At 65.8% G+C, this 23,874-nt stretch carries 21 protein-coding genes and 1 pseudogene; 14 read left to right on the top strand and 8 right to left on the bottom strand.

Going from position 1 to position 23,874, the window contains the following annotated elements; translation table 11 throughout:
* The first annotated feature begins 15 nt into the window (after positions 1-15).
* From ACSU1G_RS24520 to ACSU1G_RS24560, 9 genes are all read left to right on the top strand, one after another.
* Positions 16-1,623, top strand: coding sequence for an SCO6880 family protein (locus tag ACSU1G_RS24520; RefSeq protein WP_439282623.1), 1,608 nt, complete (start codon positions 16-18; stop codon positions 1,621-1,623).
* Positions 1,620-3,134: a conjugal transfer protein TraC gene (locus ACSU1G_RS24525; protein WP_439282624.1), complete on the top strand. Its 1,515-nt coding sequence runs from the start codon at positions 1,620-1,622 to the stop codon at positions 3,132-3,134. Before ACSU1G_RS24520 ends, ACSU1G_RS24525 begins: the two co-directional genes overlap by 4 nt.
* On the top strand, positions 3,131-5,008 hold the full coding sequence (locus ACSU1G_RS24530; RefSeq protein ID WP_439282625.1) for a type IV secretory system conjugative DNA transfer family protein: 1,878 nt from the start codon (positions 3,131-3,133) through the stop codon (positions 5,006-5,008). The genes ACSU1G_RS24525 and ACSU1G_RS24530 overlap by 4 nt, the downstream gene beginning before the upstream one ends.
* 4 nt (positions 5,009-5,012) lie before the next feature.
* Positions 5,013-5,405, top strand: a complete 393-nt coding sequence (locus ACSU1G_RS24535) for a hypothetical protein (protein WP_439282626.1) — start codon at positions 5,013-5,015, stop codon at positions 5,403-5,405.
* On the top strand, positions 5,402-5,713 hold the full coding sequence (locus tag ACSU1G_RS24540) for a hypothetical protein (protein ID WP_439282627.1): 312 nt from the start codon (positions 5,402-5,404) through the stop codon (positions 5,711-5,713). Before ACSU1G_RS24535 ends, ACSU1G_RS24540 begins: the two co-directional genes overlap by 4 nt.
* Before the next feature lie 116 nt (positions 5,714-5,829).
* Entirely contained in the window at positions 5,830-6,672 is an 843-nt protein-coding gene (locus tag ACSU1G_RS24545) for a hypothetical protein (RefSeq protein WP_439282628.1), read from the top strand.
* A gap of 278 nt (positions 6,673-6,950) precedes the next feature.
* A complete protein-coding gene (locus tag ACSU1G_RS24550; RefSeq protein ID WP_439282629.1) occupies positions 6,951-7,901 on the top strand; it encodes a single-stranded DNA-binding protein in 951 nt (316 codons plus the stop codon).
* A gap of 169 nt (positions 7,902-8,070) precedes the next feature.
* The gene (locus ACSU1G_RS24555) at positions 8,071-8,580 is read left to right on the top strand and encodes a hypothetical protein (RefSeq protein WP_439282630.1); all 510 of its coding nucleotides are present in this window, start codon (positions 8,071-8,073) and stop codon (positions 8,578-8,580) included.
* A 359-nt stretch (positions 8,581-8,939) separates the two neighbouring features.
* Complete coding sequence (locus ACSU1G_RS24560) at positions 8,940-15,107, top strand: helicase-related protein (protein ID WP_439282631.1); 6,168 nt, start codon at positions 8,940-8,942, stop codon at positions 15,105-15,107.
* Positions 15,108-15,268: 161 nt separating this feature from the next.
* On the opposite strand, the gene ACSU1G_RS24565 is transcribed toward ACSU1G_RS24560, so the two are convergent.
* A complete protein-coding gene (locus ACSU1G_RS24565) occupies positions 15,269-15,535 on the bottom strand; it encodes a hypothetical protein (RefSeq protein WP_439282632.1) in 267 nt (88 codons plus the stop codon).
* Positions 15,536-15,831: 296 nt separating this feature from the next.
* On the opposite strand from ACSU1G_RS24565, the gene ACSU1G_RS24570 reads away from it, so the two are divergent.
* Positions 15,832-16,221: a tautomerase family protein gene (locus tag ACSU1G_RS24570; RefSeq protein WP_439282633.1), complete on the top strand. Its 390-nt coding sequence runs from the start codon at positions 15,832-15,834 to the stop codon at positions 16,219-16,221.
* Between the two features lie 11 nt (positions 16,222-16,232).
* On the opposite strand, the gene ACSU1G_RS24575 is transcribed toward ACSU1G_RS24570, so the two are convergent.
* The 5 genes from ACSU1G_RS24575 to ACSU1G_RS24595 all read right to left on the bottom strand — a co-directional run bounded on the left by ACSU1G_RS24575 (position 16,233) and on the right by ACSU1G_RS24595 (position 19,635).
* Positions 16,233-17,501 carry an MFS transporter gene (locus tag ACSU1G_RS24575; RefSeq protein ID WP_439282634.1) on the bottom strand — a complete coding sequence of 423 codons (1,269 nt, stop codon included), beginning with the start codon at positions 17,499-17,501 and terminating at the stop codon, positions 16,233-16,235.
* Positions 17,498-18,022, bottom strand: coding sequence for a PaaI family thioesterase (locus ACSU1G_RS24580; protein ID WP_439282635.1), 525 nt, complete (start codon positions 18,020-18,022; stop codon positions 17,498-17,500). Before ACSU1G_RS24580 ends, ACSU1G_RS24575 begins: the two co-directional genes overlap by 4 nt.
* A 52-nt stretch (positions 18,023-18,074) precedes the next feature.
* Positions 18,075-18,437, bottom strand: coding sequence for an alpha/beta fold hydrolase (locus ACSU1G_RS24585; protein ID WP_439282636.1), 363 nt, complete (start codon positions 18,435-18,437; stop codon positions 18,075-18,077).
* 123 nt (positions 18,438-18,560) lie between these two features.
* Complete coding sequence (locus ACSU1G_RS24590) at positions 18,561-19,169, bottom strand: TetR/AcrR family transcriptional regulator (protein WP_439282637.1); 609 nt, start codon at positions 19,167-19,169, stop codon at positions 18,561-18,563.
* Positions 19,153-19,635, bottom strand: coding sequence for a MaoC family dehydratase (locus tag ACSU1G_RS24595; protein WP_439282638.1), 483 nt, complete (start codon positions 19,633-19,635; stop codon positions 19,153-19,155). The genes ACSU1G_RS24590 and ACSU1G_RS24595 overlap by 17 nt, the downstream gene beginning before the upstream one ends.
* A gap of 137 nt (positions 19,636-19,772) precedes the next feature.
* Here ACSU1G_RS24595 and ACSU1G_RS24600 point away from each other — a divergent pair, with 137 nt between their 5' ends.
* The 3 genes and pseudogenes from ACSU1G_RS24600 to ACSU1G_RS24610 all read left to right on the top strand — a co-directional run bounded on the left by ACSU1G_RS24600 (position 19,773) and on the right by ACSU1G_RS24610 (position 21,482).
* Complete coding sequence (locus ACSU1G_RS24600; protein ID WP_439282639.1) at positions 19,773-20,003, top strand: hypothetical protein; 231 nt, start codon at positions 19,773-19,775, stop codon at positions 20,001-20,003.
* An 18-nt stretch (positions 20,004-20,021) separates the two neighbouring features.
* Positions 20,022-20,300 (top strand): annotated as a pseudogene (locus ACSU1G_RS24605) (cysteine hydrolase family protein); the annotation flags it as partial.
* A gap of 477 nt (positions 20,301-20,777) precedes the next feature.
* Positions 20,778-21,482, top strand: coding sequence for a recombinase family protein (locus tag ACSU1G_RS24610; protein ID WP_439282640.1), 705 nt, complete (start codon positions 20,778-20,780; stop codon positions 21,480-21,482).
* A 74-nt stretch (positions 21,483-21,556) separates the two neighbouring features.
* Here the strand turns inward: ACSU1G_RS24610 and ACSU1G_RS24615 are convergent, their stop codons facing one another.
* Together ACSU1G_RS24615 and ACSU1G_RS24620 are read right to left on the bottom strand one after the other, a co-directional pair.
* Complete coding sequence (locus ACSU1G_RS24615) at positions 21,557-22,738, bottom strand: XRE family transcriptional regulator (RefSeq protein WP_439282641.1); 1,182 nt, start codon at positions 22,736-22,738, stop codon at positions 21,557-21,559.
* Between the two features lie 4 nt (positions 22,739-22,742).
* Positions 22,743-23,540, bottom strand: coding sequence for a hypothetical protein (locus ACSU1G_RS24620; RefSeq protein ID WP_439282642.1), 798 nt, complete (start codon positions 23,538-23,540; stop codon positions 22,743-22,745).
* A gap of 104 nt (positions 23,541-23,644) precedes the next feature.
* Between ACSU1G_RS24620 and ACSU1G_RS24625 the strand changes: the two genes are divergently transcribed.
* Entirely contained in the window at positions 23,645-23,872 is a 228-nt protein-coding gene (locus ACSU1G_RS24625) for a DUF2188 domain-containing protein (protein ID WP_439282643.1), read from the top strand.
* Positions 23,873-23,874: the final 2 nt, after the last annotated feature.

A 23,874-nucleotide genomic window follows, 5' to 3' on the forward strand; every position in this document is an offset into this window, starting at 1 on the left:
AAGGACAACGTAGACATGGTCAATCAGGCACTGAAACAGCAGCTGGACTCACCCTGGGACGGGGCCCGGTTCGCCCGGGAGCGGACCACGGGAGTGTTGATGGGTCTGAACTGGTCCCAGGTCATCGCCCTGGCCCTGACCCTGGGCGTGATGATGATCTTGGTGTTCATCGGCGGGTTCCCCCGCGGGTTCTTCACTGCACTGGTCCTGGGCACAGTCGCCGCCGGGATCGTTGTGCCGAAAGTGATGGGAAGGCCCCTGCTGGGCTGGGTCGGACTGTGGCTACGGTACTTGCTGCGCGGGGCCCGGAATCAGCTGACATTCGTCCGCCGCGACAGCCCTGACGACGAAAATGAGGTTTCTGCAGTGCCGGCCGCCCCGGTCCTGATGCCCGGAGAGTTCAGCACCGTTCGCGATAAGTCAGGGCGGATCAAGACGGGGGCCGGGGCCCGGTTCCGGCTGCCCGGCGAGGCCAACGAGCTCCGGGTGTACACCCTGCCCAGTGGGGCCGGGTTCGTCTACGACCCGCGCCGCGGTGAAGGCATCGTGTGCGCGAAGATCAACACCTCCAAGGCCTTTACCTTGGAGTCCTTCGATGCCCAAGAAGACCGCACCGCGAACTGGAGCGAAGCCATCTCAGCCATCGCCCGGATGACCGGGGTGGTCCGGGTCCAGCACGCAGACCAAACCACCTTGATCTCCGGTTCCAAGGTGATGGAGTTCTACCAGCAGAAGGGCACCGAGGCCACAGAAGCCGGCCAAGTCAGCGGCGAACAGGTCAACCCGTTCCTGCATGCGGCGTTCGTGGAGCTGATGGCCGAGGCCCAGGATATGCCGGTGCATGAGACGTGGCTGACGATCGTGCTCTCCCGCCAGAAGGTCGCCAAGCGAGTGAAGTCCCTCGGCGGCGGGCTGCCGGCGTTCATGCAGGTCGCCCTGTCGGCGATGACCACCATCGAAGGCATGTTGCCGGCCTCGGGCACCATCGTGCAGTCCTGGCACTCCCCCAGGTCGCTGGCCGCCTTGATCCGCTCCGCCTTTGACCCGGACGCCTCCGTCGTGATTTCCGAACGCTCCGGTAACTGGGTGGGCGTCTCCCCCAGCTCGGCCGGACCGGTGGCCATGGAAGTGTTTACCGATCACGTCCGCACCGACGGATATCTGCACCGCACCTACAAGGTCTCGGAGTTTCCCCAGGCTCAGGCCCGGCTCGGATTCCTCGAGCCGCTGATCTTCGCCGGGGATTTCCGGCACACCGTCTCCGTGGTGTGGTCACCGCGAGATGTGCGACAGGCCCTCAATAAAGTGCAGCGGCGCAAGGCCGACTGGCGGACCACCACCCGGCTGCTGGACAAAATGGACAAACCCAAATCTCTAGAACACGACCGGGAGCAGGAGGACATCCACCGGGAGGAAACCGAGCTGGTCGACGGGCACGCTCGCCTGGACCTGGCCGTGCTGATCACTGTCACTGGAGGCGATGAGATGGAGCTGGAGGCCAACTGCTCGGACGTGTTGGCCCGGGCAGTCAACGCCAATTGTGAGTTGCGCGTGGTCTTCCTGGAACAAGATGCGGCCATGCTCGCTGCGGCGCTGCCCTTCGCCATGGTGGAGATGTCATGACCCGCACGCCCCAGAAGATCGAGGTCTTCGACTTCTACGACGCCAACCGGGTCCACAAGCGCGCCTCCATCAAATCCACCCGACAACTCCTGAAGGACCTTCAGACCACCCAACCTGGTGAGACCGAAACCCACGGGGATTTTCCTCGACGCTCGTGGGGCACCGGGGGCCAGCCACGGCCCAAGTCCCTGCACGGGACTGGGATGCTGCGCATGCGCGGGGTACCCACCACCGCGCACACCGGGGCCACGGCCTATCCCTATGTGGCCGGAACCTCACTGGGTGCCGATGGCGTGTACCTGGGCCGAGACCTCAACGGCGGCGGAGCGTTCTGCTTCGACCCGTGGCGGTTATACGAGCGTGGCGTCATCTCCGGGATGTCGATGATCCTGTTCGGTCAGGTCGGTACCGGCAAGTCCTCGTTGGCCAAGTCCTTCGCTGTGCGCCTAGTCCAGGCCGGCCGCAAGCTCTCGGTCGCCTCGGACAAGAAGGGAGAGTGGACCAGGGTCGTCCAGGCATTGGGCGGGTCGGTGATCCAGGTCGGCCCGGGCATGGGCACCCGCATCAACCCGCTGGATCCGGGTACCCGACCCTCACTGAATGCTCAGGGTGAGCCGCTGACCAATGAAGGATGGGCGCTGATGGTTCGCACCCGACGGATGGCCATCCTGGTCACCCTGGTGCGGATCCTCACCAATCGAGAGTTGTCCCCGGCCGAACATCACGTGCTGTCGTTGGCCCTGGACACCGGCGTGCAGGCAGCACGGGTCCGGAACGGAGTCGTGGTCATCCCCGATGTCATCAACGCGCTGGAGGCCGATAAGACTCACCCCGACGTGTTGGTCGCTGAGGCGTCCTCGGTGATGGCCATGACCCTGCACCGGATGACGACCGGGGACCTGGCGGGCATGTTCGACGGGGAAACCACCGCACACTTCGACGCCGATGCCCCGGCCACCTCCATCGACACCTCGGCCTTGCAGGGCGCTAGCCCGGAAGCGGCCCGCGTGGTCAACGCCTGTTCCGGAGCCTGGACCGAAGCCATGGTCACCACCAGTGACGGTGGACAGCGCCTCGTGATCTATGAAGAGGGCTGGGACAACATCTCCTCGGAGGCGGACCTGCAACGCATGGTCGAGTCCTGGAAACTGGCCCGGGCCTACGGCATCTTCAACGTGTTGATCCTGCACAAGGTCTCCGACCTGAACATGGCCGGAGACCACGGCTCGCGGATGGCCGCAATGGCCAAGTCCCTGTTGGCCGACGCCGACGTGAAAGTCATCTACCGCCAAGACCGCTCCACACTGAAGCTCACGGGCGAGGAACTGGGCCTCTCGGATCGGGAACGGTCTTTGCTCAAGCACCTGGACAAGGGCGTGGGCCTGTGGCGGTTGGGCGCCTCCAGCTTCCAGGTCAAGAACGACCTGACCCGGGTCGAGCTAGCGCTGTTCAACACCGATGAACGACTGATCACCGCGGCCACCACCGCACCTAAGGAGGCACGCGTATGAGCGTCAACACGCAGAACCGCCAATCCGCGACCGGCTCAGAGCACACCCTGCCGCTGCTGATTCTGGGCGTGGTCGGGCTCTACGGGGCCTACGTGCTGGCCGGTGTCCTGACCAACCGGGCGGTGTGCGGGGCCCTGGCGTGGCCGGACACGATCTTCAGCCCATTGGGGTTCGTGGCCACCGGAGAGGGCACCGCCTTCGGTTCGGCGGCCGGTTGCGCGGCCAACACCGGGACGCTGATCACCGTGTACATCGTGCTGGCCGTCGTCCTGATCGTACTCATCGCGGTGGGCGTGTACGGATGGGCGCGGTATCAGCAGTCGGACAAGGCCTTCATCCGGAGCATCCGCTGGCGTGAGGGCATGGCCCGCAGCCCGGAAATCCGCCGTGCCGTCGGTGCCACAGCGGCCCGCAAGAAGGCGAAGAAAGTCCGCCCGAGCCTGCACCGTCCCCAGCCGGCGGATGCCGCTCTGCTGCTGGGCGCCGCCGAAGGCTGTGAGGTGTGGAGCTCGCTGGAGGAATCGATGGTGCTCATCGGTCCGCCCCGCTCGGGCAAGGGACTACACCTGCTCATCGGCGTCATCCTGGACGCCCCGGGCCCGGTCATCACCACCAGCTCCAGGGCCGACAACCTCGCCGCCACAGCCGCATTGCGCGCCGAGAAGGGTCCGGTGGCCTTGTTCGACCCCCAAGGTCTGACCGGTCAGCCGACCACCCTGAAGTGGTCCCCGATCACCGGATGCCAGGTGCCCCGGGTCGCGAACCAGCGGGCCACCTCCTTGATTTCTTCCTCCGGGCTGGGGGCTTCCTCGACGAACGCGGAGTGGCAGGCCCCGGCGGTGACCATCATGGAATGCCTACTGCACGCCGCCGCCCTCGGGGACCGCACCGTGGATGATCTGATGCGGTGGGGCAACAACCCCGCCGAGGCCAAAGAGGCGGTGAAGATCCTGGCCGAGCACCGGGGTGCGGCCTCGAACTGGAATTTGGTGTTGCAGGGCATCATCGACGGCGAACCCAAGCTGCTGCAGAACAAGTGGTTCGGCGTCGAAGGCGCGGTCAAGGGTCTGTCCGTGCCCGAGGTTCGCGAGGTCCTCAAACCCACGAAGGTCGAGGAAACCCTGGACATCGACAAGTTCCTGCGCGAGAACGGGACGCTGTACATCGTCGGTACCAAAACCGGCGGCTCCTCAGCGGGCCCGTTCTTGATCGCGATGATGGACTCCATCACCGAACGCGCCCGCGAACTGGCCGCAAAATCCCCGAACAATCGACTGGATCCCCCGTTGACGCTGGTGTTGGACGAGATTGCGAACATCGCCGGCGCTTGGCCCGGGCTGACCCAGCTGATGGCCGACGGCGGCGGCGTAGGCATCAGCGCCTTCGCCGTGTTCCAGTCCCTTGCCCAGGCCCGCAACGAGTGGGGCGAGCAGCCAGCGACCGCCCTGTTCGACGCCGCCACGGTCAAGATCCAGCTCGGCGGGGCCTCCAATGTGCAGGATCTGGAGTTGTTCTCGCGGCTGGCCGGGCAACGCCAGATCACCCGGACCTCGAAATCCCGCGGTAAAGACTCGTCCTCGACCTCGGATCAGCTGCACGACACCGAAGTGCTGACGGTCTCGGAACTGCGCCGGATGCCGTTCGGCTGGGGGCTGCTATTGAACCGCAACGGCCGGCCCATCCTGATGCGGATGACCAAGTGGCCCGACCGCAAGGACGCCCAGCAGATCGCCGCAGCCGTCAAGGCCTACAACCACGAGCTTGCAGCTGAGCTCACCGGCGGGGCCGAGGTGCTGTCCTCGACGCCGACCAGTGCCGACACCGCCGGCGCAGGCACGGTGGCCGATTGGACGGCCCAGGTGCCGGTGCGGTGAGCCCATGGCACGACTCTCACTCACCCGGACCGGCTCGACCGACTACCGCGACTACCTGCGCTCACCGGCGTGGGGCTTCCGCCGGGTGCGCTGGTTCCGCGACGCCCGAGCCCGAGGCTGTGAGCCGGCCTGTCTCGTCTGCCAACTGACCCTCGACGAAGCCGGCAGTCTGGATCTACACCATCTACGCTACAACGGTGTCGGTCGCGATCCGGCCACCGGGGCGTGGCGGGCGAGGGAGGCCCATGAGGACCTGATGCCGATGTGCCGGGCCCACCACAAGCAGCTGCACGCGTCCCTGGATGCGCGCAAGGAGTACTTGGGCTGGGCCCGGCGCCGGGCCACCGTGCATATCGTCGTCAGGCTGATCCGCCGCCACCGAAAGAAGACCCCATGACCACCAGTGTCCCCGTGCCCGGTTCGGCCGAACCGTTGAACTGCGAACTGTGTCAGCGGATCTCCGTTCTGGCCTTCCACACCACCCGCAACGACGTGCTCGACCGCGCCGAATGCCGCCGCACCGACGGGCACGGAATGTGGCTGTGTTCGATCTGCGAGGAAGCCGTACACCGGTGGATGGCCCAGCACCCCGGGCCGGGTTCCGCCCAGCAGGCGGTGAACGAAATGATCCAGCGTCTGTCGGGTCTCATCGACGGCCCACCCCGCAAATACCGCCGCCAGCGCCCCACCGACGACACCGCCTGATCTGCCTCTGATCCACACCGAAGCGACATACACCTTTGCCCTCCCGGCCCGAACTGTCCCCGAGCAGGCCATAGGCTCTGCCGGACCCGACAGCGGCGATGAGGAGGGCGACACCGGTGACAGGCAATCCGTGGGTGCACGACGAGGACGACGACACCTGGCTGAACCGGAACCCCGGCCCCGAGCACACTCCGGGTCCAGGTATGGCACCGGGTTCCCCGCTGCCATACCTGGACCCCGAGGTGGAGGCAGCCCTGGCCGCCGAGGGTCCCCCCGAATGGTTGGGGACCCGGTGGCGGGAGATTGAACCCGATCAGCAATGGGATGCCTGGAACGGGCTGCGCCGGTGGGTGGATTGGTTCATCCGCGAATACCGGCTGACGACCTCCGATGTTCCACCCTGCTGGTACCGCCACCCGGACCTGACCGCCGAGCTGTATGCGGCCATGTGCATGGAATACAAAGTCTGGGAGGAAGCAGCTCCTGGGCTGGCCCCGATGATGATGTGGCACCCGAACCTGGCCCAGATGCGCATGCGGCTCAAAGAGATGACCCATGAGGCCGGCTGCGTTCAGGCCGGCGAGCACAAGGAACCGGTCGCGTACTCCGGCACCGTCGGGGCCTACGAACTGGACTACGACGAGGACGACTGGATCACCGCGGCCTCGACCATCCGCACCGAGAAGGTCATCGACCGCCCCGAACATGGTGTGAAGTTTGTGCGGGCCAGGGCCGTGGACCCCGACGGCGTGGACCACGGGGCCTCCGACCCACTGGGGTTGCGTGTCCGGTCGGTGGCCGCGGTCGGTTCGGTGCAACTGACGTACACCTCGGCCACCCCCGGTCAGGCCGGAGTGGCAGTCAACATTATGGGCGGGCCGGAGGACCTGGCCGTGGTGTGGGAGGAATCCACCGACGGCAACACGTGGTCGGAGATGGACGAGGACCAAGACGCCTGAGCACCAGCACCCACACCGGCCGGTGCGCCCGTCCGGGAAACCGGCCCAGCACTGAGCCCGCGGAATGAAGCCGCCGGAAAACCCAGCCGGACACCACCCGGACGCGCAGACCAACCGTGCCCGAACGGATCCCACCGCCAGTCCCCAGCCGTCTTTCCGGCCGATGGCCGGGACGGCCGGCCGATGTGTGTCAGGACTGGTGGGGAAGGTCGCTAGGCGAACTGGGGGCAGGACGTCGGGTCGGGCCGGCGCGGACGGACGAGGGAGAGCAGATCAGCATGGCAGAGAAACGGAACGTTGAAGGAGTGATCGTCGGTGTGGACGTGGAAGGGGAAGATCGGCAGAGCACGGCGTTGATCGAGACGGACGACGGGATACGGGTGGAAGCTTCCTTCAACCACAACGATCTGGTGGCCCCGGAGGTTCTCCACGAAGGTACGAGGATCCGTCTGGGTGCCCCGATGCAGTACATGTTTGGGGATACGGTGCAGGGCCCAGATGGGGAAATGATCGACGTGGATCCTCAGGACCGGCAGCCGTTCGTGCAACCCGATTCTGCCCATTGGATCGACGGCAACGGTCAAGCCCACGCCCTGGCCGTGGATTCGCGCCAGCCGGCCATGGACACGCTGCGGGGATCGGACCGCGACCAGGGCCAGGTGGCGGCGGATGAGAACAATCAACAAGAAAAGGTGCGAACTATGACAAGCGTGGGGAAGAAGACGGTCCAGGGCAATCTGACGGCGGATCCCCGGACGGTGCATACCAAGGCCGGCCAGGACATGGTCGTGTTCAAGATGGCGGAGAATCACCGCCAGTTCAACGAGAGCTCCCGGCAGTGGCAGGACTCCGATCCGACGTTCTACGACGTCGCGGTGGACCGGGACCGGCTCGGAGCCAATGTGCTGTCTTCGCTGCACAAGGGCGACCGGGTAACGGTTTCCGGGAACTACCAAGTTGGTGCCTACTCCACGAGTACCGGCCAGCCGGGCCTGAACCACCGCATCTGGGCGGAGGACGTGGCCGCGTCGATGCAGTACAACCCGGTCACTGTCCTGCCTCGCGACCACCACCGGATCGGGGCGTCCCTCACCCAGTCCCCTAGCCAGTCTGTGGATCAGGGTCTGCAGCCGGAGAAGATGACGCCAGAGGCGTACACCTCGTGGGCCGCCCAGAACCCGGTCGCGGTACCGGGCGCACAGCAGGGGGCCGCCGGGCCCACCCGGTGAGAGACCCGTTCACAGACCGTCGCGCGACGGCCGGAGGCTTGACAGCCTGCCGGCCGTCGTGCAGTTATGTCAGACAGGAGCCAGCGCGTGGCCAGGAACAAGCGAAGTAGCCAGGTCGCCGGACAGGTGTCGATGTTCGACGTGCTGGCCGGGATGGAAGGAAGAGAAGATGCGCAACGGGACGATTCAGGACGGGACGATGCCGGAGGCGATCGAGGATCCAACGCCGAACCCGAGCAGCAAGTTCCTGGCAGGGGAACAGGCCCGGTGGGAGGCGGAACGGACGGTGTGGCAGCACCCGCACGAGCAGACTCTGTACGGTCAGTCGCTGGTGGAGGCCTACGAAACGGAGCACCCGGACGGGGAAGTGACCGTGATCGACATGATGCTGTCCCTGGACCAGTACCGGCAGGCCAGTCAGGGCTTCGAGGAGCATCTGATCGGGATCGTGCAGTCCCGGGCGATGCAGCTGGCACCGGATCGGGTGGAGCCGGTGGAGGCCGAGGCCCTGTTGAAGCTGCCGAAGCGGACGCAGCTGCGGGTCTTCGACAAGCTATCGATGCTGGCGGAGCAGGTGTTCGTCTGGCTGCAGGCCCAGGGGAAGGACCCAATCCCGGGAGCGAGTTCTCTGCCGCCGCTGGTGACCGAGGCGGACCGGACGAGCGCCGAACAGGGCTGACGGGTGCCCCGGCGGATTGGGCCGGAGGTACCCAGCGACCGGCCACCCGGTCGACTCGGTTCCTGGCGAACGTCGGAGCCCTGCAGTCTCTGGCTGAGCTTGAGGACGCCGGACGCTATGCCACGGTCCAGGACCAGGACGAGCTGTCCCGATGGTCCAGCTGGGGCGCGCTGCCGGAGGTCTTCGATGAGACCGCCACCGAGTTTTCCGCCGAGGACCGGAAACTAGTCCGGGACCTGCTGGGCCCGGAGGGCTGGGAACAGGCCAAAGCCACTACCTTGAACGCCCACTACACCGATCCCACCCACGCCGCCGCGATCTGGGGGGCACTCCAAAGGGCCGGGCTCGAAGGGGGGCGAGTGCTGGAGCCGGGGTGCGGGTCCGGGGAGTTCATCGGCCAGGCCCCGACCGGGACCCGGATGGTGGGGGTCGAACTGGACACAACCACGGCCAGGATCACCTCGCACCTCTACCCTTCCCAGGAAATCCACGCCGCCGGCTTCGAGCAAGTCCGCCTGGGCGAGAACAGCTTCCACGCAGTGGTCGGCAACGTGCCGTTCGGTTCCTTTCCGGTGGTCGATCCCCGGTACAACGGGCAGAACTTATCGATCCACAACTACTTCATCGCCAAGTCCCTGCGGATGACCGCCCCGGGCGGGTATGTGGCGGTCATGACCTCGACCTGGACGATGGACGCCCAGCGCGCCTCGGCCCGCCGGGAATTCGCCCGCTACGCCGACCTGGTGGGTGCGGTGCGGCTGCCCAATGGGGCCATGCAGGACAGCGCCGGCACGGACGTGAAGACCGACGTGCTGGTCTTCCGGCGCCGCGAACCCGGGGCGAAGATCGACCAGGAGGCCGTGTCCGCCTGGGTAGAACCGGCCCTGATCGAGGTCCCCGACCGCGACGGCGAAACCCACCAGATTCCGGCGTCGGGATACTTCCGAGACCACCCCGAGAACGTGTTGGGCACGCTGCGGGCCGCTTCGGACCCGTGGGGTGGCATGTCCTACCGGGTGGACCCACCGGCTAGCGCCGAGTTGGGACCGCTGTTGGCAGCACGGCTCAATAGCGTCGTGGACGCGGCGCCCGCCCAGGGGTTGGGGTACTCCCCCGACCCGTTGGACGTCGAACATCGTCCCGGACTGCAGTACCCGACGGTGGCCGAGGCCCCGGTCGGGCATGTCCGCTTCGACCCTGCCGAACAGGGTTTCATCCGGTACGGGGCGCAGCTGGAATGGGAACCGGTGAAGGTGGCTCAAAGCCGTTCGGTGGAGGCCCGGGCACTCTTGGTGATTCGGGATCAGGCTGTGGAGGTCATGCGCACCCAATCCGAGGGACTGGGCCAGGACTCGGCCCAGTCCGCCCGGGACCGGTTGCGGTCCGGCTGGCAGGGCTATGTGAGCGCCTACGGTCCGATCAACCGCTCCGAGGAAATCTGGAAGGCCCCTTCGACAGCCGAGCAGCGCCTGCGGTTCCGCGAGATGGAGGTCGAATGGCGTGCCACCCTGCCCGAGGACGGGGACGTGGACCGTGCCGAAGTGCCCGTCCCGGAGGACCTCACCCGACAATGGCAGGAAGCCGCCGGGGAAAAGACCTTCACCAGCCGCCGCCAACCGCACCTGGAATTTTTGGCCGGGGACCCGAAGCTGGGCCTGTTGCGGGCCTGCGAAGTCTTCGACGATCAGGAGCAGACCGCCGAGCCGGCTGCCTTGCTCACCCGAGACGTGATCGAATACCGGCCCCGCCCGGAACGGGCGGAATCGGTGGAGGACGCGATCGCCATCAGCCTGGACGAGACTCGAACCGTTGATGTGGACCGGGTGGCCGGCCTCCTAGCGGTCGATGCGGCCGAGGCGGAGAACTTGATGGAGGGGCAGGTGTTCCCGGATCCGGAGTCCGGGCAGCTGCTGCCGGCCGTGGCCTACCTCTCCGGGAATGTGCGCACCAAACTTGCTGTGGCCCGCACGGCCGTGGCGCAGGGCCGTGACTACGGTGCGAACGTGGAGGCTTTGGAGGCGGTGTTGCCCGAGGATGTGGACATCCGCGACGTCGTGGTCAACCCAGGTGTGCACTGGGTCCCGCAGGAGGTCTACGAGGACTTCGTGCGCGAGACCTTCGAGGTTGCCGCCGAGGTCCGCTTCAACCAGGGCGCTGAGGCCTGGGAGGTCGCCTCCCCCAAGGGTGGGTTCTCTGCCTCCGTGCGGTACCAGTGGGGCACGAACAAGCGCACCCCGGCCGCCCTGCTGGCAGCGACGATGAACTACCGGTCCGTCGTGGTGCGGGAAAAGGACGCCGACGGGGTCTATCGCAAGGACGCGGCCGCGACCACGGCGGCCCGGGAAAAGGTCGAGGCCTTGAGGGAACGCTTCAACGCCTGGGTGACCGAAGACTCCACCCGGACAGAACGGTTGCAGGGTATCTACAACGGGGCGTTCAACTCCATGGTTGCCCCGGACTACGACCGGATGGGCGAGGCCCTGGAACTGCCGGGTCTGGCAGCGGATCGGATTCCCTACGGATATCAGCGCTCCGCAGTGGTGCGGGCCGTGAATGAGCCGGCCGTGCTCCTGGACCACGTGGTCGGGGCCGGCAAGACCGGCACCATGGTCATGGCGGCCATGGAACTGCGCCGCACCGGGATCGCCCACCGCCCCGCGGTAGTGGTCCCCAACCATCTGGTGGAACAGATCAACCGGGAGTTCGTGGAGTGGTACCCGGGCGCGAACGTGCTGGCCGTGCCCACCGGGCTGAAGGCCTCCGAACGCCGGGACTGGATGGCGATGGCCGCCGCCGGGGACTGGGACGCGGTCATCATGCCCCAGACCGTGTTCGAGCGGGTCGAAATCGACCCCGCCAAACGAGCCGAGTGGCTCGGCGAGCAGATCACCGAACTGGACTCGATGATCAGCGCCTCCGAGGGTGGCATGTCCGTGAAGCGGGTTGAGGCCGCCAAGAAGCGCGTTCAGGCCCAATACGAGAAGGCCACCCAGGTCACCGACCCTGGCATCACCTTCGAAGAAACCGGGATTGACTACCTCTTTGTGGACGAGGCCCACCACTACAAGAACCTGCAGCGCACCTCGGATCTGGGAGAACTGGCCTGCCCGGGCTCGAACCGGGCCACCGATCTGGACTTCAAGCTCCGCGCCCTGCGGGAGCGCAAGACCCTCTCAGCCGAACGGGCCGGCGTCGCCACCAGCGCCTATTTGCCGGCCGTGGCGACCTTCGCCACCGGCACCCCGGTGTCGAACAACATGTCCGAGATGTGGGTGATGCAGCACTATCTGCGCCCTGATCTACTCGAGGCCGCCTCCGTGGAGTCGGTGACGGCCTGGGGTCAGCAATTCACCAAGTCCCAGACCACGTTGAAGCCGAAGATGACCGGCGACGGCTTCGACCAGGTCACCAAAATTGGCCGGTATGTGAACATGCCTGAGCTGATGGGCCTGAACCGGAACTTCACGGACACCGTGCAGCGGGACCAGCTAGAGGCCACCCTGCCCACCGTTCTCGGCGGGGACCGGATCCTGCTGCGCCGCGAACCCTCCGAAGAAGTTCGCGACTACATTGGGGACCTGTCATCCCGGATCGACAAGCTCTCCGGCTTCCCCGAAGCCGGGGCGGACAACATGCTCAAGATCATGGGCGACGGGCGCAAGGTCGCCCTCGACGCCCGCCTGGTCGGGCTGTCCCCGGATGCCGACGGCGGCCGTGCCGTCGCCGTGGCCGAACAGGTCATGGAAGTGGCCGAACGCACCGCCGACCGGCAATACTCCAGCGCTACCGGTGGACCCTCAGAGACGACTGGCGGGTTGCAGATCGTCTTCTGCGACCAGTCCACCCCGCGGGCCGATCAGTGGAATATGTACCACGAGGTCCGCGACCAGCTCACGGCACGGGGCATGGATGCCGAGAAGATCGCGTTCATCCACGACGCCGAGACCGACGAGGCCCGGCAAGAGATGTTCACCAAGGCCCGAGACGGACAGGTCAGCGTGATCATCGGCTCCACCCAGAAGATGGGCACCGGCACGAACATCCAACGCCGCGCTGTGGCCCTGCACCATGTGGATTGCCCCTGGCGGCCGGCCGACCTGGAACAGCGAGAAGGCCGGATCATCCGCCAGGGAAACCAAAACGCCCAGGTAGAAATCTATTCCTACGCCACGGAGAAGACCTTCGACGTGGCCAGCTGGGACATGATCGCCCGCAAGGCCCGGTTCATCGGTCAGATGAAACGGGGAGACCTGGCCGGCCGCGAAGTCGAGGACGCCGTGGCAGATCTGGAGTTCAGTGCCTCGCGGGCCGCAGCCGAACTCTCCGGCGACCCGAGAATCGAAGAGCTGGCAACCATGCAGATGCGCATCGAGCAGCTGGTCAGCCTGGAGGCTTCCTGGCGGGGCCAGCGCTCGTCCACGCGGGCCGAGTTGCGGATGAACCAGAACCGCGTCACCCATCTTCAGGAGACCATCCCCCGACTGGATTCCGTGGTCGAAAGGAGCACATCGACCGAGGGTGACCGGTTCCGGATGAGCCTGCCCAACGGCACCGCCACGTCTGACCGCATCGCCGCCGGTCAGGTGATCGCCACTGCGCTGCGCCGCCAGGCGCTGCGCTCCGACCGGCCCGATTTCCTGGACGCCACAGAACCGGAGCCGGTCGGAACCATCGGCGGCGTGACCCTCGGAGTGGTCCGGTACGCGAACACCGTGCAACTGGTCCCGGTGGAGATGGCCTCGGTTCACAAGTCGTGGCCAGTCCCCAAACTCACCGGGGAAGACTTGGGTCCGCGTTCGGCCATCCAGTCGGCGGAGGCCTTCGTCGCGGGCCTCGGCGCCGAGGCCGTGCGGCGGCGGACCGAACTGGAACGGCTACAGGAGTCTATTCCCGCGGTGGAACAGGCCCTCACCGCGTCCTTCGAACATGCTGGGGAACTGGAACGGCTGAAACGGGAGGCGGCAGAACTGGCCGAGGAAATGGCGCCCACCACCGAAGTGGAGGCGGTCCCGGTGGAGTTGTCCGGCGCGGATCTGGAACGGCTCGGTTCCCTGGAGCGAACTGATTTTCGTGAAGGGGACGTGTGGAACGTCGTCCGCGCCTACTGGCGCGTTGGCATCAATACCGACTCTGACACCGGGCGGACCTGGCCCGTGTGTTGGCCGGCCGAGGAGCCCCGGCCCACAGACCTGGACCAGGCGCGGGGGGCCAGCGGCACGCTCGGATCCGGCAAACTGATCGCCCGCATGTCCGACCAGCTCGGGACCCTGGAGCAGGAGATGCTCGATCTGGACACCACCCGACACAAGCGGGTCGACCAAATCTGGCAAATCCCCCCGAACACCCGAGTCCGCATTCAGCAGCGGGACGGGACTGTTCTGGAGGGCACCTCCGAGGGCCAGCAATACGTGAGGACGGACACCGGTGAACAGATTGCGTTCACCGAACTCAACACCCGGCCCGGGATTATCCTGCTCGATGTGACCAGCCCCGAGCAGCTAGCCGCCGAACAGGTCGAGGAAGCCCAGCGAGCTAAACAACGCACCCCGACCGACTTCCTGCCCGGCGAAGTGTTGCAGGAGGACATCGAGGACTTCGGCTATGCCGGCGACATCGTGCGGCTCCAACGCACCGGCTACGGGTCCAGCCACCCGGTGGCTCTCAGCCCCGACACCGGACACTTCCGCGAAGGCATGCCCTGGCGGGTAAAGGCCGCAGAGTGGAAGACCACTCCCCCGGTAGCGCTCACCGGCGGCCAGAAGACCCGGCTCTATGGACAGCCCCGGTTCGCCGTGCCCGTGGACAACCTGCGTCCCGGCGACGTCGTGGTCGCCACCGACATCGACAACCACGCCAAAACCAAGGAACCGGTCACCATCACCCACGTCTCCGGCGACACCGCCCTCAACATCCGCTACCGGAACGAAGAACTCAGCGGAGAAGGAAAGAAACGCTCCGAAAGCGAGGTCACCGTTCTCGACCGGAACCACGGCTCCCTGACCGGCCACGAACTACTCACCCTGGCACGCCCCGAAACAAAGTTGCCTCCACGGGTGGGACTGCGCCACTTGGCCCAACAGGAACCGGCCGGCCAATACGTCCTGCTCGACGTCCCCGCCATCAAGGGCCACACCGGAGGGCTGATCGCCGGCCGCCTGACGAACATCGAGGAAGAGCACCAGAACGGAGCCCAGGGCCGACGAAGCACCGTCCGGCATCTGGTGGTCGACACCACCGACGGACAGCAGCTGAGACTCCCGACCACCGGCGGGGGCCATGCCACCGTCGTCGATATTCCGGTCCGCCTCAGCGAACTTCGAGTCGTCCCCATCCCGGAAGCAACACCGGCCAGCCAGGCCACCACTACCGTTCCGACCGGAACGACCGTGACCGGGGAAACAGACCAAGCCACAACGACCTCCTCACCTGCTCCGGCCCCGGCTCTGGGTTCCGAACTAGGCCCCGCTGTTGCCTACCAACTACAAACCAACACCCACACCCCCACAACCACACGGGGGCTGGATTGAAGGGCACGTCTAATGTCAGTTCCAAAAGTCGACGGCACTGATCTCAGAAGTGGCCTTCACGGATCTCCATTGTGACGTCGGAGGTGTTCCGTAGGTGGATCCTGTTCCGGGACGCCTCTTTCTGGGGAGCTGACATGGCCAGGCATGGCTCGCCGGTTGCCTTAGTCGCGCAACGCGGCAGCTTCGTCGCGGATCGCCTGGCGGGTCCATTCGGACAGTGACCGGAACTGTAGGTTGATGGCAGCTTGTGCCTGCATTCGGGTCAGGCCGAATTGCTCCTGCAAGGCCGCCTCGGCCGCCGACGCGTCGGTAGCTGCCAGCATGATGTCGAGAAACCGATGCGGGTCATCCATCACTCGAATCAGCCCCTCCAGCGGGTGCAGCCTTCGAGCACGCTCACGTCGGTCCGCGCGCACCGTTTCGTCCATGTCCACCCTCCATAACGGTTCTGCCGAGCGCCGGCCCAAGACGAGGCGCCGATCCCAGTCGAGAGGCTAATCGCTTGGCCCCAGGCCGCCAGGCAACCGAGCCGACATGCCGTCGCCTGTCGCTGATGGCCACACGTGTCCAAGTCGTCTACGAGCGCGTCCGGATGGGGATGGGATATCGAGACCATGTCTCGCCCACTCCTCCGCGATTGCGACACCCCAGTTCTAGAAATCTGCGCGTCGAGGCGCTGGTAGGTTCAGGCGTGCATGCATTTTCTTCGTGAGAGGTCTCGACCATGCCGGTATTCCAGGTCCATGTTCCAGCTGACCGTTTTGATTCGGACCAGAAGCGCAGGCTGGCTGGGGCATTGCCGCAGGCCCTGCACGATGCACTGGGGATTCCTGCGGAAGACCAGTTCGTGACGATCACCTCTCACCAGCCGGACGAGATCTTCCTTGACCCGAACTACATGGGCATGCAGCGCACTGCGGACGCGGTGATCATCTCGGTGCTGTTCACGGCGGAACGTCCTCTGTCGGACAAGCGGTCGTTGGTCAGTGCCATCTGTCGCAATGCCGCTGAGGCGCTGCAGATCAGTGGCGATGATGTCTTCATCGCACTGGTTCCTGTTCCCAGGGAGAACTTCTCCTTCGGCCGCGGCGAGCTACAGCTCGCGCCGGAGTGACCGACGCGACACTAGGAAGGATTCGTCGCCGCAGCCGACTGCCGTGCCCGTGACCTGTTGGTGCGTGCACCGGCGATGGTGAGTACCAGCACCGCCAGGCACAGTCCGGCGAGGGTTGCGGCGGCGATGCCGACTGCGGTGCCCAGGGTGCTGGCGGTGGCAAGGGCACCGATCCCGATGGCGGTGGCAGCCTGGAGTGCGTAGGCGAGGAGGTAGAGCAGGGACAGGGTTGCACCCCGGTGCTGTGCGGGGGCCACGTGGTTGATCACGCCGAGTCCGCCGGTGAACGCGAACGAGTAGGCGATCCCTCCGACTACACACCAGGCCAGGAACAGTCCGATCGAGCCGAAGGCCGCCGCGGTGGCCATCAGGGCCAAGCTGAGCAGTGTCAGGGACGCCCCGATCCAGACCGAGGTGTGCGCCGGGACGCGGGCCAGCAGCAAGGCAGTGACGCCGATGGCCGCCGAGGAACACCCCAGCAGTACGCCCACCAGGGCCGTGTTCGAAGTCTGGGTGAACTGGCCGATCATGTGGGCGCCGAGCGAGAGGAAGATCGCCCCGACGCAGTAGGCCAGTGACACCGAGAGCGTGGCGATCGAGAAGCTCAAACGCAGTTCTGGGATCAGGCGCAGGGCCTGGGGCCGCCAGGGGCGGGTGTGGGCGGGCCGGTCATCGGGGGTGAACGCCAGCGCGATCACCGCGGTGGCGGCCAAGACCAGGAGGATGATGTAGCTCCAGAACAGGGGCATGGGCACGTACTGGGCGAAGAGGCCGCTGAGGACCAGGGCAAGGGTGAGGCCGGTAGCGGTCGCCACGGTGGCCAGGGAGCTGGGGAACCGGGGGTTGTTCGTGGTGTTGTTCTCGACCAGGGAGGCCGTCGCGGCGCCCATCGCCAGCCCGGAACCGGCGCCCTGGAGCACGCGTCCGGCGAAGAGGAATCCGACGTTGGGGGCGAGGGCGAAGAGGACCGCGGAGGCGGCGATCAGCGCCATACCCCAGATCATCACCAGTCGTCGGCCGAATCGGTCCGACAGGTTGCCGAAGAGGGGCAGGACTGCGATCAGCGCGAGCTGGTAGGTGGCAAAGACCGAGGTGACGACAACCGGGCTCAAGGTCCACTGCTCGGCGTAGATCGGGTAGAGCACGCTCGGCGCCCCACTGGACCACAGCACCAACGCCAGCACGCAGGCCGAGGCCCAGAACGCCCCCCTGGTGCCCAGCCTGCGAGGGGACGCGCTGGCGCGTGCGCTGTCGGTTGTCAGGCTCTTGGTGGCCGTCACCGGGTCGGCTCCGGGTGGATGATCAGGCAGGTGCTCGAAGCGGTGGCCAGCACTTGTCCATCGCTGTCGCGGAGGTCGGCCTCGGCGAAGGCGGCACTGCGGCCCCGGCGGGTGACCCAGCCGTGCGCGGTCACGGTGCCGGTGTCTGCGGTGATCGGACGCAGGAACGAGACCTTGATCTCCAGGCTGGTGTAGCCGACACCGGCCGGCAGGGTGGTGTGTATCGCGCACCCGCACACCGAATCCAGCACGGTGGCGATGAACCCGCCGTGCACGGATCCGAGCGGGTTGTAGTGCGACTCGTGCGGTTGGGCGGTCATGACCATGTCCCCCTCGGCGATGGAGACGGTTTCCAGTCCGATGTGGCTGCTCATCGGGGGTGGCGGCAACTGCCCGGCGGCGACCGCGCGCATCACCTCCAGACCGCTCAGTGCGAAGAGCGTGGACTTGTCCGTCTCCGGGGCGTGATAGTCGAGGGTGCGCGAACGGCGTGCTGGCGGGTCGGGCGTCGGGGGTGTCATCGGCTCTCCTGCGTGGGTCTCTACGGATGGTGGGTTCTTCCAGGAGGGCCTTCTACTCGGCGTCCAGGAACAGCCGTGTGTGGGTCATGAGCGTCTCCGGGTACTGGAACAGCGCCCCGTGCCCGGAATCGGGATAGATGATCAGCTGCGCGTTGGGCAGGTGCTGGGACAGAAGGTAGGAGTTCACGGTCGGCACCATCACGTCATCCTGGCCGTTGATCACCAGGGTCGGGTGGGTGATGGTCTTCAGGGCCTTCAGGCAGGCAACCAGCCGGGGACGATCCTCCCTCTTACCGGAGGCCTTGTCCTCGTATAGGGCATCGGGTTCCACGCCGGCGGCGATCAGTGCATCCCGCTGCAGATCCGTGGTCTGGGACCCGTCGGCCTTGGACACCCGCATGTACCCGACCAGCACCCTGCACCTCCACTGTCATTTATTCATCGTTTCAGGAGCACGGGGCCGCACCGATGCGGAGAGCCGCGAACCCTTGGGGGCGTCCGCATGATTATCGAGGGAAGGCCACGACCGGCTGAGGGGTTACTTGGCGTCCTTGCTGGGGTTGGGCAGGGCGTCCAGAACGGCTGCCTGCATCTCGGAGACCAGCGGGGTCCGACCCATGGCCTTGACCATGAGTCCGGTGCCGAGCATGGCGGCGAAGAGGACCAGGGTCTGGTCCCTTGGCATCTCCTCCGGGCCGACCTCGCCGTCGGGGGCGCTGGCCGTCTGCTGGAATTGGCGGAACAGTTCTTCGGTGCCGGTCGCGTAGGTCTGACCCGCCGGGGAGGGGCCCGGCAGCTGACTGACCGCGGAGGAGAAGCTCAATATGGGGCAGTTCCGCTCGGCCGGCCGATCGGCGAAGTAGTGCTCGATCAGGGCGCGCAGCCCCTGACCGGGACCGCCGGTACTGTCCCCGGTGGCGTCGGTCCAGGAGCGGGAGGATTGTTCGAAGGCCAGGGCGAAGGCCTCGTCGATGAGGGCCTCCTTGGAGGCGAACTGCTTGTAGAAGCCGCCGGGGGTGAGGCCGGCCTCGGCCATGACGTCCGCGATGGAGACGTTCTCCACCCCGCGGGCGCGGAATAGCCGCGCGGCCGTCCGGACGACGTGTTCACGGTGCTGCGCCGCCTGCGCCTTAGAGACCCTGCCCATCTTCTCCTTCTTCTGTTCTCGGCCTGCCGGTGACGACGAGCTTGGCGACGAGTCGCTGGCACAGCCGGTCGTCCTGGTTCAGTGTCCGGCATTCCACGGTGACCAGGCCCCGGTCCGGGCGTGACCGCGAGGAGGTGATGTCCTGGATGGTGCTCACCACCCGCAGGGTGTCCCCGGGGCGGGTGGGACGTGGCCACTCGATCTGCCCGCCGGTCCCGATGATCCCGCACCCCAGCGGGAAGCTGGCCACCAGCAGCTTCATGGTCAGCGCCGCGGTGTGCCAGCCGCTGGCGGCCAGCCCCCCGAAGAAGGTGTCCTGCGCCGCTTCCGGGTCCATGTGGAAGGGCTGCGGATCGAACTGGCCGCCGAAGCCGATGATCTGCTCGGCGTCGACCCGGTGCCCGTCACTGACGAACTCGTCGCCGACCCGCAGGTCCTCGAGATAGATCGCGGTGGTCTTCATCATGCCGTGGCCCTCACTGCCCGCTCGCCTGACGCCCGAGGTGGGCGCCTGCTGACACCCTACGGCTAATAGATTATGCCCGCAATCTATTTACGGCGCCCGCCGACCCGACCTTCGAGGAGATCGCCGCGCAGAACGACATGCACGCCAACCTCCGGGCCATCGTCGGTGTCGCCCGGGAGGCCGGGATCACCGTGTACCACGTGCCGTATCACCGGTGGGAGTCCGGGGATTACTTGGACTGGAAGTACCCCTCGCCCTACCAGCTCGGTGCCGCCGAGCGGCAGGCCTTCGCCGAGGACACCTGGGGCGGGACCTTCCACGAGGACTTCCCGGTCCGGCCCGCGGACGTGGTGGCCACCGAGCACTGAGCCTCCAGCGGATTCCCCAACACCGACCTGGAACACCAACTCAGGCGCTACGGCAAGGAAAAGCTCATCTGCGTGGGCTTGCTGGCCAACACCTGCCTGGAGGCCGCCGCCCGGATCGGCATGGAGCTGGGCTTCCACATCACACTGGTCCGCGATGCGACCTCGGCCCGCTCACCCGAGGCCCTCTATGCCGCCATGGACATCGACGCCCCCACCTACGCCCACGAGGTCCTCACCACCGAGGAGCTGCTGACAGCCATCCAAGCCTCCGCAAGCCAAGCCGCCGACAGGCTGTGATCACCATCTGACCGGTCACCCCCCGGGAGACTGAACGCGATCGGCTGCACCCCTCTAGGCCTGACGCGCCGCCTCCTGGCAGCCCAAAGCCACCGCCGTCCGGGTCCGGAAACCATACGCTCAGTGGCACCTATCGAACGTCCCGTAAGGCGAACCCCACCGGAAACACCAGGAGCCGCCTTGGATGAACGGCGGCACGCCTCTAGGGGCATCCCGTTTGACCCGTCCGGTGGCCGGTCCCGCGGCGGGGCGCCATGCGGCACACCCTGGGCGGGCCTCCCGGCGTCGAAGTCCGCGACCTACTTCCGCGCCGCCGACCGTTGACTAGCAGCGACCGTCCCAGTTCCTTGGAACAGAGACACTCCCCCGCTGTACTGCCCGAAGATCGCGACACGCCATGTATCTGCGTTCCAGAACTAAACCCAAAACGACGTACCGCCAGCCTCGTACAGAGCGGACTTTCGGTACAGTGTGCCCATGGAGATTGGGTACGCACGGGTGTCGACCACCAAACAGGACCTCGACCGGCAGATCGATGCCCTGCGTCAGGAGGGGATCGAGGCTAGGCGGATCTACGTCGACAAGAAATCCGGGGCCAACACCAACCGTCCCGGACTCCACGCCGCCCTGGACCAGGCCCGGGAGGGGGACGTGATCGTTGTGCACACCCTGGACCGGCTGGGCCGCACCGTGAGGGACACCCTGAACCTCATCCATGACCTGGCCGACCGCGGCGTAGGCGTACGAAACCTGGCCGACCCGATCCGGGTCGACTCCGCGAACCCCGAGGATCCGATGTCGCAGCTGGCCGTGGTGCTGCTCGCCCTGTTCGGCCAGATGGAACGCACCTACGCGATCGAACGCGCCGCTCACGCCCGGGCGGTAGCCACCAGCAAGGGCCGGCGGATCGGCCGGCCCAGCGTGGTCGATCCGACGAAACTGGCCTACGCGGAGCACCTGCGAAACGAGGGCCACACCATCACCCAAATCGTGGAGAAGACCGGCATCACCCGCACCACCCTCTACCGACACCTACCGCCCCGGCCACCACAGCCCCTCACTGCCGAAGAGCACCACCCCAGCCAAACCGACATCCGGCAGGAGGGACTGCAGCGCCCGCGACGTCGAACAAACACGACGGCTGGTTTGATGGACGTACAAGAGAGGTCCCCTCACCGTTAGCGGTCATCCCTGGGTGCTAATCGTGCGTCAAACGTCGCTTCGCGGAAAGGCGAGGATATTCGCGCGTGATGGCTTCACACCGCGGGCGGGTCCGGGTGAAGCAGGCTTCGAATGCCGCTGCCACTCAATGCATCTTCGTCTTCCGGCTCGATGTGGGGCCTTGGCGCCCGGGCCGTGATCACGTTCATTACCGGCAGTGGAAGTCCTGGGCCACCGGCAATGTCACGCGCGCTTACCCCTACTTGCTCCAGAATCTCCACGGCTGCCGGAAGCAATGAGGGCATTTCTAGAGCCACTACACTCCCCGGTTCGGCTCGGCGCCATCCCCAGCTGGAGATGCGCATCATCGCATTGCGATACGACACATCAGACATAACGCCTAACGCGCGGGCACGGAACAACAAGGCCTGCATGCTAACGCCCCAGTGTTCCTTGAGCTGCGCCAACCGTTCCCACCCTTTTCTCGTTGTGGTGGACGGCAGTGACCCGCGGATCTGTTCCGAGGGCATGAGAAACTCTGCGGCGAATCGATTTGCCTGATCCTCAGCGACTTTGCCGCCCGGTTCGGCGTCTACGTGCATGATCAAATGACCCAGTTCATGCGCAACATCGAACCGCTGCCGGTAGTAGTCGTTCTTTTCCGGGTTCAGCACAATGATCGGCCGGCCGTCGACCTCCAGGGAGTATGCGTCGATCGATGCAGTTTGGGGGGCGCTGAAGACCACGAGAGCGCCTGCTTTCTCCGCCAGGCGAACCAAGTGCTGAATCGGCCCGATAGGTAGACCAAAGTGCTCCCGCGCAAGACGAGCCGCCACTTCCGGGCCGCTGTCTGATGGCTCTGTCGCGGACACCGGGTACTGCGGTAGGCCTGGGCCGGGGAGCTCCACACTGCGCTCGATGACTGCAGCGACATCCCCTACGAGTCGCCCGTAAGCAAATGCTTGGTCCCGGGCCAATTGGGTCGTCGATCGAAGCGACCGAAAATGTGGGGGTGCAGGGGTCGCTTCCTGACTCAGTGCAGGGGCAAAGAACTGTGGCTCAACCTGCAACACCATGCAAAGACGGGCAATGGTGGAGCTGTTCGGTTTCTTCTGTCCGCTCTCCCAGGAGGTGACTGACGCCGGTGTCATCTCGACGAGTTTGGCCAGCTGCACCTTCTTAAGACCGGCCAGTTGGCGAGCCAACGTCAGTCGCGCACCGTCGAAGACGGCAGACGCGCCAGGTAATTGCTGGACGGGACGTCCGATTGAGTCCATGGTCTTAGTTCTGGGTCGTGGATTTCGTGCCAGGCTTGGCCCGTAGGCGCACCTTCAGATCTTCGGCCTGGGCGGAAGCAGGCGTTCCGGGAAGGTCGGGGAAGGCATCCTCAGCCTCGCGGAGGCCGCCGCCAGACCCTCCGGATGCAACGAGGTAACGCCAGTACCAGGGATTCTCCCCACGACCACCCGAATCACGACTGCGCCCCAGATACATCTCATAGGCCCCGGTCGCCCGGTCAAAAGCGTGGGCAAGGAGCAGCGTCTTGCCCTCGAAGCCCAGGTCCGTGGGGAAATCTTCTTCATCGAGACCAAAGTCGGCATAGGTCAACAAGGCGTCGGAGTCTTGGAAGAACGGGTACTGCGCAATGCGACGCTTGGTATCGCTCTTCTTCGTCCAGGCGATCTTGTCGATGTTGCCGAACCTGTAGGACTGAAGCAGCCAACGGATACCGCCCCGCGCCCACCCCGGCGAGCCATTGAAGTTCGACCGAATGATCGATCGACGTTCAAAGCGCGGCATGGCTTCAAAAGCCTCTTGGGTCACCCCGGCGCGGACCAAGTCAAGGCCTTCTTCCGCGGAAGTCCCTTCCGGAAGTGCAAACCTGCCACTGCCGCTTGCCCGGTCAAACAGATTGATGAGGTATTTGTACCCCAGGGTCCCGATGACGGCTTGGTCGTGTCCTGCATCCTCGTCGAAGTCCTGGAGCAGCCTCCAGGAAGTTGTCTGCCCGACCCACTCAAAAAGATCAATGATGCCGGTCTCTTCAAGGGCCCGGAGGACCTCCTCTTGCTCGCTCACTCCTCAACCATACCCCATATCAGTAAATGGTGCGCTAGAATTCAACTCCAAGGCTCGATTGATGTTCCGAAGCAAGCTCTCATGGGAAATAGGAAGGGTGGACGGTGGACAGCTACAACGTGTACAAGAAGGGTGACAAGTGGGTGGGTAAGCGCGCTGGAGGTGCCCGTGCTTCTGTCGCTCGAGACACACAGGCCGAGGCTTACGCGGCTACGCGGGACATGGTGGCGCGCAAGGGCGGGGGTGAGATCAGCCTTCACGGCCTCAACGGGCAGATTCGCGACAAGAACACGATCGCGCCCGCCCGGGATCCTCGCGACTCGAAAGGCTGAAG

This window comes from Microbacterium sp. A93 (genome assembly GCF_051842835.1).

What these genes read in the sequence shown, in the direction of transcription:
- ACSU1G_RS24595 (WP_439282638.1), bottom strand. Translation starts at nt 19,635, where the DNA reads ATGATGAAGACCACCGCGATCTATCTCGAGGACCTGCGGGTCGGCGAC.
- ACSU1G_RS24580 (WP_439282635.1), bottom strand. Translation starts at nt 18,022, where the DNA reads ATGACACCCCCGACGCCCGACCCGCCAGCACGCCGTTCGCGCACCCTC.
- ACSU1G_RS24615 (WP_439282641.1), bottom strand. Translation starts at nt 22,738, where the DNA reads ATGGACTCAATCGGACGTCCCGTCCAGCAATTACCTGGCGCGTCTGCC.
- ACSU1G_RS24570 (WP_439282633.1), top strand. Translation starts at nt 15,832, where the DNA reads ATGCCGGTATTCCAGGTCCATGTTCCAGCTGACCGTTTTGATTCGGAC.
- ACSU1G_RS24610 (WP_439282640.1), top strand. Translation starts at nt 20,778, where the DNA reads ATGGAGATTGGGTACGCACGGGTGTCGACCACCAAACAGGACCTCGAC.
- ACSU1G_RS24590 (WP_439282637.1), bottom strand. Translation starts at nt 19,169, where the DNA reads ATGGGCAGGGTCTCTAAGGCGCAGGCGGCGCAGCACCGTGAACACGTC.
- ACSU1G_RS24565 (WP_439282632.1), bottom strand. Translation starts at nt 15,535, where the DNA reads ATGGACGAAACGGTGCGCGCGGACCGACGTGAGCGTGCTCGAAGGCTG.
- ACSU1G_RS24550 (WP_439282629.1), top strand. Translation starts at nt 6,951, where the DNA reads ATGGCAGAGAAACGGAACGTTGAAGGAGTGATCGTCGGTGTGGACGTG.
- ACSU1G_RS24520 (WP_439282623.1), top strand. Translation starts at nt 16, where the DNA reads ATGGTCAATCAGGCACTGAAACAGCAGCTGGACTCACCCTGGGACGGG.
- ACSU1G_RS24535 (WP_439282626.1), top strand. Translation starts at nt 5,013, where the DNA reads ATGGCACGACTCTCACTCACCCGGACCGGCTCGACCGACTACCGCGAC.
- ACSU1G_RS24525 (WP_439282624.1), top strand. Translation starts at nt 1,620, where the DNA reads ATGACCCGCACGCCCCAGAAGATCGAGGTCTTCGACTTCTACGACGCC.
- ACSU1G_RS24555 (WP_439282630.1), top strand. Translation starts at nt 8,071, where the DNA reads ATGCGCAACGGGACGATTCAGGACGGGACGATGCCGGAGGCGATCGAG.
- ACSU1G_RS24600 (WP_439282639.1), top strand. Translation starts at nt 19,773, where the DNA reads ATGCACGCCAACCTCCGGGCCATCGTCGGTGTCGCCCGGGAGGCCGGG.
- ACSU1G_RS24540 (WP_439282627.1), top strand. Translation starts at nt 5,402, where the DNA reads ATGACCACCAGTGTCCCCGTGCCCGGTTCGGCCGAACCGTTGAACTGC.
- ACSU1G_RS24530 (WP_439282625.1), top strand. Translation starts at nt 3,131, where the DNA reads ATGAGCGTCAACACGCAGAACCGCCAATCCGCGACCGGCTCAGAGCAC.